Below are 12,527 nucleotides of genomic sequence, written 5' to 3'. Positions count from 1 at the left end.
TGACAAGCCAGGCCATTGCACGTATCCCTGAGTTTCTGTGCTGCAAAACCTGGGATACATCATGTCGTCATTGCAAATTTCGCAAGGTACGTTTCGTCTTAGCGATACCCGCACGCTGCATCTTGAAGATCTCCGCCTGCAGGCCGGAGAGAGCTGGGCCTTTGTCGGTGCCAACGGCAGCGGCAAATCGGCACTGGCACGCGCGCTGGCGGGTGAGCTGACGCTGCTTAACGGCGAGCGCCAGTGCCACTTCACCCGCCTTACCCGCCTCTCCTTCGAACAGCTGCAAAAGCTGGTCAGCGAAGAGTGGCAGCGTAATAACACCGATATGCTCTCGCCGGGCGAAGAGGATACCGGGCGCACCACCGCCGATATTATCCAGGATGAGGTTAAAGACCCGTCGCGCTGCGCGGCGCTGGCGGCGCAGTTTGGCATTACCCATCTGCTTGAGCGGCGCTTTAAATACCTCTCGACCGGCGAAACCCGCAAAACCCTGCTCTGCCAGGCGCTGATGGCGCAGCCGGAGCTACTTATTCTTGATGAGCCCTTTGACGGGCTGGATGTCGACTCCCGTCAGCAACTCGCCGGGTTGCTGGCCCGTCTGAATGCCGATGGCTACACGCTGGTGCTGGTGCTCAACCGCTTCGATGAGATCCCGGCCTTTGTGCAGCATGCGGGCGTACTGGTGGATTGTGCCCTGACGGAGACCGGTGAGAAAGAGGCTCTTCTTCAGCAGGCGCTGATTGCGCAACTGGCACACAGCGAACAGCTGAGCGGCATGACGCTACCGGAGCCGGACGCTGCGCCCGCCCGCGCAACGCTCGATCCCACCGCAGCGCTGATTGTACTTAACGACGGCGTGGTCTCCTATGATGACCGCCCGATCATTAATCACCTCTGCTGGCAGGTGAATCCAGGCGAGCACTGGCAGATCACCGGCCCGAACGGCGCGGGGAAATCGACGCTGCTGAGCCTGATTACCGGCGATCATCCGCAGGGTTACAGCAACGATTTAACCCTGTTTGGCCGCCGTCGCGGCAGCGGCGAGACCATCTGGGATATCAAAAAACATATTGGCTATGTCAGCAGCAGCCTGCATCTCGATTACCGCGTCAGCACCACGGTGCGCAATGTGATCCTCTCCGGCTATTTCGACTCGATTGGGATTTATCAGGCGGTCTCCGATAAGCAGCACAAGCTGGCGCAGCAGTGGCTCGATATTCTCGGCTTTGATGCCCGTACCGCCGATGCGCCGTTTCACAGCCTCTCCTGGGGGCAGCAGCGGCTGGCGCTGATTGTCCGCGCGCTGGTTAAACACCCGACGCTGCTGATCCTTGATGAACCTTTGCAGGGGCTGGACCCGCTTAACCGACAGCTGGTGCGCCGCTTTATCGATGTGCTGATCGGCGAAGGCGAAACCCAGTTGCTGTTTGTCTCCCACCACGCCACCGACGCGCCCGCCTGCATTACCCACCAGCTGGCGTTTATTGCCGACGGCGAGGGCTACCGCTACGCCTTAACACCACAATAATTGGGGGGCTGCTTCGCCTCCTGGCTGTGTGCTGTAATAGCGCCCGCGCGTTTTCGCGTAAAAAAAATAATGATCGCTTACTGGCTTGCTGATGACGCCCCCGTTATCGGCGGCCAGTTTTTGTTATGGCAAGAAAAAAGCCCGCCGATGGACGACGGGTCAATATAAACGGGACCTTTATGACTCAATATCTCTCCCTTCCCCGCGCCCTTACACTGGTCGCGGCGCTCTGCTTTGGTTTCAGCACGCTGGCTTTTGCGGAAGAGGCAGCACCGGACCCCAACGAAGCAAAAATCAACCAGGCCGTAGAAAACATGCAGCGCGTTAGCGTGCCGGGCCCGCATAAAGTCACGCTGGGTAACCAGGCGGTGCTGAATCTTCCGGAAGGTTTTACCTACATTCCCCCGCGGCAGGCAGCGGAATTTATGCGCGAACTGGGCAACCACGTCGATGAGAGCGCCTTTTACGGGCTGGTGTTCAATGATGCCATCTCCGGGTTCGTCTCTATCGAGTATGACAATGCGGGTTATATCAAAGATGACGATGCCAAAGACTGGGACGCAGCCGAACTGCTGAGCAACCTGCAGGAAGGGACCAAGGAAGGCAACAAGATGCGCAGCGAGAAAGGCATTCCGCCTATCGAAGTAGTCGGCTGGGTTGAGAAGCCGAGCTATGACGCTGCAACGCATCGCCTGATCTGGTCCGCTGCCATTCGCGATATCGGCAGCAACGTTCCGCTGAAAGAGCAAGGCGTGAACTACAACACCTACCTGCTCGGGCGTGAAGGATATCTCTCGCTGAACCTGGTGACCGATCGCGGTACCGTGGAGCAAGAGAAGCCGCTGGCGAAAACCTTGCTTAACGCCGTGACCTTTAACGACGGCAAAAAATACAGCGACTTCAACGCTTCGACCGACAAGATTGCCGAATATGGCCTGGCAGCACTGATTGGCGGCCTGGCGGCGAAAAAACTTGGTCTGCTGGCAATTATCGGCGTGACCCTGCTGAAGTTCTGGAAACTGGCGCTGATTGCGCTGGCGGGCGCAGGCATGGGCATCAAGAAGCTGCTGTTCCGTAAAAAAGACGACAAATCTAAGATCGTCGAATAAGCATGAAGCTGCTGTTTCTGCTGTTTAAAGGCGCAACCCTCGGCAAGCTGCTGCTTTCCGGGGGGACAATGCTGCTGTCGGTGGCGACCTATGCGCTGGCCTTCGGCTGGCCCTACGCCACCGGCTTCGTGGTGCTGCTCTTTTGTCATGAACTGGGCCACTATCTTGCGGCGCGCCAGCGTAACTTGCCGGTGGGTCTGCCGATGTTTATCCCTTTCGTCGGTGCCTGGGTGGCGCTAAAAGAGGAGTTTCCGGATGCGGAAACGGAGGCGTGGGTCGGTATCGCCGGCCCCCTGCTCGGCTCGCTTGCCGCGCTGGGCTGCTACTATCTGGCGGAGTACTTCGACAGTTCGATGCTGATGGCGGTGGCTTACGCTGGCTTTTTCCTCAACCTCTTTAATCTGATCCCGGTGCCGCCCCTTGATGGCGGGCGCATTACCGTCGCCATTTCGCGCAAGATTTGGTATCTCGGCATTCCGCTGCTGCTCGGTTTCTTTTATCTGCACCCCAGCCCGCTGCTGCTGATTGTCTGCCTGCTGGCGGCTTCGCAAATCTGGACCAGGCGCAAAGAAACGCCCAATTTAACCGCACTCAACCCTGGCAAACGTCTGGAATATACCCTTTTGTACTTTGGGCTGATTGCCTGGCTCTCCCTGATGACCTATAACCTCCACGGGGCGCTGGCCAGCTTTCGCTGACTTTCCCTGCGTCGCTGCAGCGCAGTGACGTCATTTTCAGACTAATCACACTCGTCGGCGCAGCCCGGTAAATACGCGGCTGTCCCGGCGTTTATGCGGCATTGCGGGCGGTTGAAAAATCAGTGTAAACGATTCCACTATTTTATCCCATGTCACACTTTTTACCGCTCTGTTATGCTAAGGTTAATTCATATCAAATGCTTGATGGAGTCAAATATGCGAGTTCTGGTTACTGGTGGTAGCGGTTACATAGGAAGCCACACCTGCGTGCAACTGCTGCAAAACGGTCATGACGTTATCATCCTCGACAACCTCTGCAACAGTAAGCGCAGCGTTCTTAACCAGATTGAGCGCTTTGGCGGTAAACGGGCGCTCTTCGTTGAGGGCGATATTCGCGATGAGGCGCTGCTGGCTGAGATCCTGCACGACCACGCCATCGAAGCGGTGATCCACTTTGCCGGGCTGAAGGCCGTCGGCGAATCCGTTGCCAAACCGCTGGAGTATTACGACAACAACGTCAACGGCACGCTGCGCCTGATTAACGCCATGCGCGCCGCCAACGTGAAGAACTTTATCTTTAGCTCCTCGGCAACCGTCTATGGCGACCAGCCGAAAATCCCTTATGCCGAAAGCTTCCCGACCGGCACCCCGCAAAGCCCGTACGGCAAAAGCAAACTGATGGTTGAGCAGATCCTCACCGACCTGCAAAAAGCGCAGCCGGAGTGGAGCATCGCGCTGCTGCGCTACTTCAACCCGGTGGGCGCGCATCCGTCAGGCGATATGGGTGAAGATCCGCAGGGGATTCCGAACAACTTAATGCCCTATATCGCGCAGGTGGCGGTGGGCCGCCGCGAATCGCTGGCGGTGTTCGGCAATGACTACCCGACAGAAGATGGCACCGGCGTGCGTGACTATATCCACGTGATGGATCTGGCCGACGGTCACGTTGCCGCAATGCAGCAGCTGGCAGGTAAACCGGGCGTCCATATTTACAACCTCGGCGCTGGCGTCGGCAGCAGCGTGCTTGATGTGATTAACGCCTTCAGCAAAGCCTGCGGCAAACAGATTGCCTGGCACTTCGCGCCGCGCCGCGACGGCGATCTCCCGGCCTACTGGGCGGACGCCACCAAAGCCGACAAAGAGCTGAACTGGCGCGTAACACGCACCCTTGATGAAATGGCAGAAGATACCTGGCGCTGGCAGTCACGCCATCCGCAGGGCTATCCCGATTAACAGGAGTGGTAATGTCGCAATTTAACCCGGTCGATCACCCGCATCGCCGCTACAATCCGCTGACGGATCAGTGGATTCTGGTCTCTCCGCACCGTGCGAAACGCCCCTGGCAAGGGGCGCAGGAGACGCCGTCTAAACAGACGCTGCCTGCGCACGATCCGGACTGCTTCCTCTGTCCGGGCAATACCCGTGTCACCGGGGATAAAAACCCCGATTACACCAGCACCTATGTCTTTACCAACGACTTTGCGGCGCTGATGACCGACACGCCGGATGCGCCAGAGAGTAACGACCCGCTGATGCGCAGCCAGAGCGCGCGCGGCACCAGCCGGGTTATCTGCTTCTCGCCGGATCACAGCAAAACGCTGCCGGAGCTGAGCGTGGCGGCACTGGAAGAGGTAGTAAAAACCTGGCAGCAGCAGACCGCTGAGCTGGGGAAAACCTACCCGTGGATCCAGGTGTTTGAGAACAAAGGCGCGGCGATGGGCTGCTCCAACCCGCATCCGCACGGGCAAGTGTGGGCTAACAGCTTCCTGCCGAATGAAGCCGAGCGCGAAGATCGCCTGCAGAAAGCCTACTTTGCCGAACACCGCTCGCCGATGCTGCTCGATTATGTGCAGCGTGAGCTGAAAGATGGCAGCCGCACGGTGGTGGAAACCGAGCACTGGCTGGCGGTAGTTCCCTACTGGGCCGCCTGGCCGTTTGAAACGCTGCTGCTGCCAAAAGCCGCCGTTCAGCGCATTACCGAGTTAACCGACGCGCAGCGCAGCGATCTTGCGCTGGCACTGAAAAAACTGACCAGCCGCTACGACAACCTGTTCCAGTGCTCCTTCCCCTACTCGATGGGCTGGCACGGCGCGCCGTTTAATGGCGAGGATAACGCCCACTGGCAGCTGCATGCGCACTTCTACCCGCCGCTGCTGCGCTCCGCCACGGTGCGTAAATTTATGGTCGGCTACGAGATGCTCGGCGAAACCCAGCGCGATCTCACGGCAGAACAAGCGGCCGAACGCCTGCGCGCGGTCAGTGATATCCATTTTCGCGAATCCGGAGAATAACAATGAGCCTGAAAGAGAGAACAGACGCGCTGTTTGCTGAGACATTCGGCTACCCTGCCACCCACACCATCCAGGCCCCGGGCCGCGTCAACCTGATTGGCGAACATACCGATTACAACGACGGCTTTGTGCTGCCCTGCGCCATCGATTACCAGACGGTGATCAGCTGCAAAGCGCGCGACGATCGCACCGTGCGCGTGGTCGCTGCCGACTACGACAACCAGCGCGATGAGTTTTCGCTGGATGCGCCGATTGTGGCGCACGACAGCCAGCAGTGGTCCAACTATGTGCGCGGCGTGGTGAAACATCTGCAACAGCGCGATGCCAGCTTCGGCGGCGCGGATCTGGTGATCAGCGGCAATGTGCCGCAGGGCGCGGGCTTAAGCTCATCTGCCTCGCTGGAAGTGGCGGTTGGTACCGTCTTCCAGCAGCTTTACCATCTGCCGCTGGACGGGGCGCAGATCGCGCTCAACGGCCAGGAAGCGGAGAACCAGTTTGTTGGCTGTAACTGCGGCATCATGGATCAGCTGATCTCTGCGCTTGGCAAGAAAGGCAGTGCGCTGCTGATCGACTGCCGCTCGCTCGGTACTAAAGCGGTCTCTATGCCGGAAGGCGTGGCGATTGTCATTATTAACAGCAACTTCAAACGTACGCTGGTGGGCAGCGAATACAACACCCGCCGCCAGCAGTGCGAAACCGGCGCGCGTTTCTTCCAGCAAAAAGCGCTGCGTGATGTCAGCCTCGATCAGTTCAACACGGTGGCGAATGAGCTGGATCCGCTGGTCGCGAAACGTGTACGCCATGTGCTGACCGAAAACGCCCGCACCGTGGAAGCGGCCACCGCGCTGGAGAAAGGCGACCTGCAACGGATGGGCGAGCTGATGGCGGAATCCCACGCCTCTATGCGCGACGATTTCGAAATCACCGTGCCGCAAATCGATACGCTGGTAGAGATTGTCAAAGCAACCATCGGTGATAAAGGCGGCGTGCGCATGACCGGCGGCGGCTTTGGCGGCTGCGTCGTTGCGCTGGTGCCGGAAGCGCTGGTGCCGGAAGTGAAACAGGCGGTCGAAAGCCAGTATGAAGCGAAAACCGGTATCAAAGAGACCTTCTACGTGTGTAAACCTTCTCAGGGGGCAGGACAGTGCTAAATGAAACGGCTGCGGTAGCACCCGATGGGCTGCCGGTACGACTGATCACCCTGCGCAACGGCGCGGGAATGGTGGTGAGCTTAATGGACTGGGGCGCGACGCTGCTCTCTGCGCGCGTGCCGATGAAAGATGGCAGCGTGCGCGAAGCGCTGCTCGGCTGCGCGACGCCGGAACACTACTGGGAACAGACCGCCTATCTCGGTGCCTCTATTGGCCGATATGCGAACCGCATTGCGAAGAGCCGCTTTACCCTTGATGGCGAGACCTGGTCCCTGACCCCAAGCCAGGGCGAAAACCAGCTGCACGGCGGCCCGGAAGGGTTTGATAAACGCCGCTGGCGCATTGAGCGCCAGAACGACAGCGAAGTGCTCTTCTCCCTCACCTCGCCGGATGGCGATCAGGGCTATCCGGGCACGGTCAACGCCACGGCGCACTTCCGTCTCGGTGATGATAACCGCATCACTATTGAGTACCGCGCGACCACCGACAAGCCCTGCCCGGTCAACCTGACCAATCACGCCTATTTCAACCTTGATGGCGCGCAGGGCGATGTCCGCAACCATACGCTGCAACTGCTGGCCGATGCCTATCTGCCGGTGGATGAGATGGGCATTCCGACCGGCGATCTGAAGAAGGTTGCGCTGACCAGTTTTGATTTCCGTACGCCAAAAACCGTGGCGGAAGAGTTCCTCAGCGATGAGGATCAGCGCGTGGTGAAAGGTTACGATCACGCCTTTTTATTGCAGGCGCAGGGGGATGTGAATACGCCTGCGGCACACCTGTGGTCGACGGATAAGCAGCTGCAAATGTCGGTTTATACCAGCGCGCCTGCGCTGCAATTCTACTCCGGCAACTATCTGGAAGGGACGCCTGCGCGCGGCGGGAAAACCTACAGCGCGTGGCAGGGCCTGGCGCTGGAGAGCGAGTTTTTACCCGACAGCCCGAACCGCCCGGACTTCCCGCAGCCGGATTGCACGCTGCGACCTGGCGACGAATATGTCAGCCGGACGGAGTATCACTTTATTCCGCTCTGATAGACAGCCCTCCTCGCGGAGGGCTTTTTTTTGCCCTTTTTGCTGAAATATGCGCCACTTATCCTCAAAACAATAACCCTCGATTCACAAGCAGCTTACACTCTGCGCCTATTTTCGCTATGGTTAAGGGTAATCGTTGCCGGGCAGTGCGCTTCGGCAATACAATGAGAATCGTTATCATTAAATCAGGCTCACAGGAGTAAGTGTATGGCTGTTACTAAGCTGGTTCTGGTTCGTCATGGCGAAAGCCAGTGGAACAACGAAAACCGCTTCACCGGTTGGTACGATGTTGATCTGTCAGAGAAAGGTGTTGGCGAAGCGAAAGCGGCAGGCAAGCTGCTGAAAGCTGAAGGCTACGCGTTTGATTTTGCTTATACCTCTGTGCTGAAACGTGCCATCCACACGCTGTGGAACGTTCTGGACGAACTGGATCAGGCATGGCTGCCGGTTGAGAAGAGCTGGAAACTGAACGAACGTCACTACGGTGCGCTGCAGGGTCTGAACAAAGCAGAAACCGCTGAGAAATATGGCGACGATCAGGTTAAACAGTGGCGTCGCGGCTTCGCCGTTACCCCGCCGGCGTTGACCAAAGATGATGAGCGTTTCCCGGGCCACGATCCGCGTTACGCGAAACTGACCGAACAAGAGCTGCCGCTGACTGAAAGCCTGGCGCTGACTATCGATCGCGTCATTCCTTACTGGAATGAAACCATTCTGCCGCGCCTGAAAAGCGGTGAGCGCGTGATCATTGCCGCACACGGTAACTCCCTGCGTGCGCTGGTGAAATACCTCGACAACATGAGCGAAGAAGCGATCCTTGAACTGAACATCCCGACCGGCGTACCGCTGGTGTATGAGTTCGACGAAAACTTCAAACCGATTAAGCACTACTATCTGGGTAACGCGGATGAGATCGCCGCGAAAGCTGCTGCAGTAGCAAACCAGGGTAAAGCGAAGTAATAAAAAAGCCGGACATCGTTGATGCCCGGCTTTCAACTCTCAGGCCCGGTACGCTTCGCGCTGCCGGGCTTTTTGCTGCGTAAAATTGCCGGATGGCGCGTAAACGCTTATCCGGCCTACGCGGTTTCAGCGGCTTCGTTACCGTAGGCCGGATAAGGCGTAGCCGCCATCCGGCATACAAAATAGAGGGCCCGTTAACCGCGGCGCGCTTTGACCGCTTGCGCTAACTGGCGCAGCACCGTATCGGTATCTTCCCAGCCGATACAGGCATCGGTCACGCTTTTGCCGTAAACCAGCGCATCGCCGCTCTCAAGGCTCTGGTTGCCTTCTACCAGATGGCTCTCAATCATTACGCCCATGATCGCCTTGTCACCGCCTGCGATCTGCTGGCAAACATCTGCGCTCACCTCCATCTGCTTTTTGAACTGCTTGCTGGAGTTCGCATGGCTGAAGTCGATCATTATCTGCGCCGGCAAGCCCGCTTTTTCCAGCCCTGCTTTCACGTCGGCGACATGCTTCGCGCTGTAGTTCGGTTCTTTGCCGCCGCGCAGAATAATATGGCAATCGCCGTTGCCCGCCGTGTTAACGATGGCGGAGTGACCCCATTTGGTCACGGAGAGGAAGCAGTGCGGTGCGCCTGCGGCATTGATAGCGTCAATCGCTACTTTAATGGTGCCGTCGGTGCCGTTTTTAAAACCAACCGGGCAAGAGAGGCCGGAGGCGAGCTCACGGTGTACCTGGGATTCGGTCGTGCGCGCGCCAATCGCGCCCCAGCTCATCAAATCCGCCATATATTGCGGGGTGATCATATCGAGGAACTCACCCGCCGCCGGAAGCCCGCTGTCGTTGATTTCCAGCAGCAGTTTGCGCGCAATGCGCAGGCCGTCATTAATGCGGAAGCTGTTATCCATATGCGGATCGTTAATCAGCCCCTTCCAGCCAACGGTGGTGCGCGGTTTTTCGAAATAGACGCGCATCACGATTTCCAGTTCGCCCTTCAGTTCGTCACGCAGTGCCAGCAGGCGCGAAGCATACTCTTTTGCCGCCACGGGATCGTGAATGGAACAGGGACCGATAACCACTAACAGGCGGTCGTCGTTGCCACGCAGGATTTGATGAATTGCCCGGCGCGCCTGAGAGACCGTTCTGGCAGCGGTTTCGGTAGCGGGGAATTTTTCAAGCAGCGCGACAGGAGGGAGTAACTCGTTGATCTCTTTGATGCGTAAATCGTCGTTCTGATAAGTCATGATCTTTCCAGTGTGAACATGTTTTTTAGAAGAAAAGCAATCTGACCAATCTATCTCGCTCGCGCCGTACTGTAAACGCGATTTTACACTTAGCCCGGATAATTCCTGGAATCGACGGAAAGTGGTGGGAAAAGTAGCAAGTCGCCACATCCCGACTACACTTTTTAACTGTAAATACCTTTGTTTTACATTTTTTCGTTATTCCATGCTGCTACTTATGGCACGTATGGCATCTTTCACCACTGAGCGTGCGATGGGTTCGCGCATATTCTGCCGACGTCCCGCGCGGCATTAGACGACCAGCACAGGAGCATCATGATGAAAATGAATAAATTAGCGACGCTTTTACTGACCACCACACTGACTCTGGCAGGCGGCGCGGCATATGCAGCTGACGCATCCTCTTCTAGCTCCAGCAACGGCGATGCCAACGCAGCAGCGAAGGCAGGCCAGGTTGCGCCTGACGCGAAAGAAAACGTTGCGCCAGGCAATGTTGATAACAGCAACATCAACACCGGCAACACCAATACCAACTCCACCTCTACGCAGATGCATCACAAATCTGGCCATATGAGCAAAGAGGAAGTGCACAAAAACACCATGTGTAAAGATGGTCGTTGCCCGGACGTGAATAAAAAAGTTGAAACCGGCAGCGGTGACAACAGCAAAGTGAATACCAAAACTGATGGCACCACCCAGTAAGGCGTGATGCTGAAGTGAAGAAGGAGAGCTGAGGCTCTCCTTTTTTTATTTCTTAAAACTCAAAATCTGCAATGATGTAGGCGTTTTCTCAACGGTCAAAAGGATAGATCCCATCATGGCGCACGATCACTCGCATGGCTCATCGGATGCCAATGCTCGCCGTCTGTTACTGGCCTTTACGGTCACCGCTGTTTTTATGGTTATTGAGGTGGTGGGCGGGATTATTTCCGGCTCGCTGGCGCTGCTGGCCGACGCCGGACATATGCTCACGGATGCCGCCGCCCTGCTCTTCGCCCTGCTGGCGGTGTGGTTCGCCCGCCAGCCACCGAGCGCAAAACGTACCTTCGGCTGGCTACGTCTGACGACGCTTGCCGCCTTTATCAACGCCCTGGCGCTGGTGCTGATAACGATATGGATTGTCTGGGAAGCGATCCTGCGTTTTAGCCACCCACAGCCGGTTGCCGGAATGACGATGATGGCGATTGCGATCGCCGGCCTTGTGGCAAATCTGCTCTCCTTCTGGCTGCTGCATCGCGGCAGCGAAGAGAAGAACCTGAACGTGCGCGCCGCCGCGCTGCATGTGCTGGGCGATCTGCTTGGCTCCGTTGGCGCGATTGTCGCAGCAGTGGTGATCATGGTGACAAACTGGACGCCCATCGACCCGATTCTGTCGGTGCTGGTTTCTGCGCTGGTGCTGAAGAGCGCGTGGCGCTTGATGAAGGAGAGCGTCAATGAATTGCTGGAGGGGGTTCCCGCTTCGCTGGATATCGGTGCGTTGCAGCGCCACTTGCGCCGTGCGATTCCAGAAATTCGCGATGTGCACCATGTGCACGTCTGGCAGGTGGGTGAAAAACCGCTGATGACCCTGCATGTGCAGGTGATCCCGCCGCGCGATCACGATAAGTTGCTCGGCGAGATCCACCACTTCCTGGCGCACCATTATGAGATTGCTCATGCAACGGTGCAGATGGAGTATCAGCCCTGTAGCGGCTCAGACTGCCGTCTGGGCGACGTTACGGCCGATCCCCACCACGGACATCATCATTAATGTGAAAGCGCGCGAGAGCCACGCTCGCGCGCGCTGTTAATCCACATCCGGCTGCCGTTCAGGGCGATAAAGGTGAGGATCATATACTCCAGCGACATCGCCCACACGCCCTGGCGTGCAAATATCACCACGCTTATCACGTTGATAATCACCCACAGCAGCCAGTTTTCGACATATTTGCGCGTCATCAGGATCATCGCCACGATAGAGAGCACCATCATGCAGGAGTCCCAGAATGGGAAAGCATCAGGCTGCAGCGTTGGCATCGCCACGTTCAGCCCGACGGCCTGCATGATATTGACGGCGATACGCGTCAGGAAGGCAAAGACCGGGTTGATAAACAGTGTCATCAGGCCAATCGCCACCACGCAGGCGGCAAGCCAGCCGAGGGCTTTGCTGCGCGGCAACCAGCGGATTTGTAGCTCGGCCTCATTCTGCGAGGTCTGGCGCGACCAGGCATACCAGCCATAGATATTGGCGGCGAAGAAGAAGAGTTGCAGCAGCAGGCTGGCGTAGAGCTGGATCTGGAAGAAGATGATGGCGAAGAGCGTGACGTTAATCAGACCAAAAGCGTAGTTGCTGATTTTCTCAAGGCTGGCGAGCCAGATACAGAGCAAACCCGCCAGCGTGCCTGCGGCTTCAATCCATGAAAGGTCATATCCCCCGGCACCGATCGGAATGTGCACGAGGATGTTTTGCGTACTAAAAAAGTCCATTCTTTCCCCAGAGCGTAGTGTTACGCATTGATGTCTATGA

General features: G+C 57.3%; 12 protein-coding genes. 10 read left to right on the top strand and 2 right to left on the bottom strand.

Annotated elements, in window-relative coordinates; translation table 11 throughout:
• Positions 1 to 61: 61 nt before the first annotated feature.
• From modF to gpmA, 8 genes are all read left to right on the top strand, one after another.
• Positions 62 to 1,531, top strand: coding sequence for a molybdate ABC transporter ATP-binding protein ModF (gene modF / locus ACWPW2_RS05585; RefSeq protein ID WP_454121836.1), 1,470 nt, complete (start codon positions 62 to 64; stop codon positions 1,529 to 1,531).
• Between the two features lie 179 nt (positions 1,532 to 1,710).
• On the top strand, positions 1,711 to 2,640 hold the full coding sequence (locus tag ACWPW2_RS05580; RefSeq protein WP_454121835.1) for a DUF2167 domain-containing protein: 930 nt from the start codon (positions 1,711 to 1,713) through the stop codon (positions 2,638 to 2,640).
• Positions 2,641 to 2,642: 2 nt separating this feature from the next.
• Complete coding sequence (locus ACWPW2_RS05575) at positions 2,643 to 3,338, top strand: site-2 protease family protein (protein ID WP_042712013.1); 696 nt, start codon at positions 2,643 to 2,645, stop codon at positions 3,336 to 3,338.
• A gap of 216 nt (positions 3,339 to 3,554) precedes the next feature.
• Positions 3,555 to 4,571 carry a UDP-glucose 4-epimerase GalE gene (gene galE, locus ACWPW2_RS05570; protein ID WP_023479508.1) on the top strand — a complete coding sequence of 339 codons (1,017 nt, stop codon included), beginning with the start codon at positions 3,555 to 3,557 and terminating at the stop codon, positions 4,569 to 4,571.
• 11 nt (positions 4,572 to 4,582) lie between these two features.
• Positions 4,583 to 5,629: a galactose-1-phosphate uridylyltransferase gene (gene galT, locus ACWPW2_RS05565; protein ID WP_312122219.1), complete on the top strand. Its 1,047-nt coding sequence runs from the start codon at positions 4,583 to 4,585 to the stop codon at positions 5,627 to 5,629.
• 2 nt (positions 5,630 to 5,631) lie between these two features.
• Positions 5,632 to 6,780 carry a galactokinase gene (gene galK / locus ACWPW2_RS05560; protein ID WP_454121834.1) on the top strand — a complete coding sequence of 383 codons (1,149 nt, stop codon included), beginning with the start codon at positions 5,632 to 5,634 and terminating at the stop codon, positions 6,778 to 6,780.
• A complete protein-coding gene (gene galM, locus ACWPW2_RS05555; protein WP_454121833.1) occupies positions 6,774 to 7,814 on the top strand; it encodes a galactose-1-epimerase in 1,041 nt (346 codons plus the stop codon). The genes galK and galM overlap by 7 nt, the downstream gene beginning before the upstream one ends.
• A gap of 207 nt (positions 7,815 to 8,021) precedes the next feature.
• On the top strand, positions 8,022 to 8,774 hold the full coding sequence (gene gpmA, locus ACWPW2_RS05550; RefSeq protein ID WP_023479514.1) for a 2,3-diphosphoglycerate-dependent phosphoglycerate mutase: 753 nt from the start codon (positions 8,022 to 8,024) through the stop codon (positions 8,772 to 8,774).
• Between the two features lie 194 nt (positions 8,775 to 8,968).
• On the opposite strand, the gene aroG is transcribed toward gpmA, so the two are convergent.
• A complete protein-coding gene (gene aroG / locus ACWPW2_RS05545) occupies positions 8,969 to 10,021 on the bottom strand; it encodes a 3-deoxy-7-phosphoheptulonate synthase AroG (RefSeq protein WP_454121832.1) in 1,053 nt (350 codons plus the stop codon).
• 318 nt (positions 10,022 to 10,339) lie between these two features.
• Here aroG and ACWPW2_RS05540 point away from each other — a divergent pair, with 318 nt between their 5' ends.
• Both ACWPW2_RS05540 and zitB read left to right on the top strand, forming a co-directional pair.
• A complete protein-coding gene (locus tag ACWPW2_RS05540) occupies positions 10,340 to 10,723 on the top strand; it encodes a YbgS-like family protein (protein ID WP_023479524.1) in 384 nt (127 codons plus the stop codon).
• Between the two features lie 115 nt (positions 10,724 to 10,838).
• The gene (gene zitB / locus ACWPW2_RS05535; RefSeq protein WP_034812825.1) at positions 10,839 to 11,771 is read left to right on the top strand and encodes a CDF family zinc transporter ZitB; all 933 of its coding nucleotides are present in this window, start codon (positions 10,839 to 10,841) and stop codon (positions 11,769 to 11,771) included.
• Here the strand turns inward: zitB and pnuC are convergent.
• Positions 11,768 to 12,487 (bottom strand): nicotinamide riboside transporter PnuC, encoded by a 720-nt coding sequence (gene pnuC / locus ACWPW2_RS05530; RefSeq protein WP_076769566.1) that lies wholly within the window; start codon positions 12,485 to 12,487, stop codon positions 11,768 to 11,770. The genes zitB and pnuC overlap by 4 nt on opposite strands.
• Between the last annotated feature and the right edge of the window lie 40 nt (positions 12,488 to 12,527).

Source organism: Kosakonia sp. Marseille-Q7440 (assembly GCF_965119485.1).
Note: the sequence above shows the minus strand (reverse complement) of the source record. Positions and strands in the feature narration are given on the sequence as shown.

What these genes read in the sequence shown, in the direction of transcription:
- galT (WP_312122219.1), top strand. Translation starts at nt 4,583, where the DNA reads ATGTCGCAATTTAACCCGGTCGATCACCCGCATCGCCGCTACAATCCG.
- galE (WP_023479508.1), top strand. Translation starts at nt 3,555, where the DNA reads ATGCGAGTTCTGGTTACTGGTGGTAGCGGTTACATAGGAAGCCACACC.
- ACWPW2_RS05575 (WP_042712013.1), top strand. Translation starts at nt 2,643, where the DNA reads ATGAAGCTGCTGTTTCTGCTGTTTAAAGGCGCAACCCTCGGCAAGCTG.
- zitB (WP_034812825.1), top strand. Translation starts at nt 10,839, where the DNA reads ATGGCGCACGATCACTCGCATGGCTCATCGGATGCCAATGCTCGCCGT.
- aroG (WP_454121832.1), bottom strand. Translation starts at nt 10,021, where the DNA reads ATGACTTATCAGAACGACGATTTACGCATCAAAGAGATCAACGAGTTA.
- ACWPW2_RS05540 (WP_023479524.1), top strand. Translation starts at nt 10,340, where the DNA reads ATGAAAATGAATAAATTAGCGACGCTTTTACTGACCACCACACTGACT.
- ACWPW2_RS05580 (WP_454121835.1), top strand. Translation starts at nt 1,711, where the DNA reads ATGACTCAATATCTCTCCCTTCCCCGCGCCCTTACACTGGTCGCGGCG.
- modF (WP_454121836.1), top strand. Translation starts at nt 62, where the DNA reads ATGTCGTCATTGCAAATTTCGCAAGGTACGTTTCGTCTTAGCGATACC.
- galK (WP_454121834.1), top strand. Translation starts at nt 5,632, where the DNA reads ATGAGCCTGAAAGAGAGAACAGACGCGCTGTTTGCTGAGACATTCGGC.
- pnuC (WP_076769566.1), bottom strand. Translation starts at nt 12,487, where the DNA reads ATGGACTTTTTTAGTACGCAAAACATCCTCGTGCACATTCCGATCGGT.
- gpmA (WP_023479514.1), top strand. Translation starts at nt 8,022, where the DNA reads ATGGCTGTTACTAAGCTGGTTCTGGTTCGTCATGGCGAAAGCCAGTGG.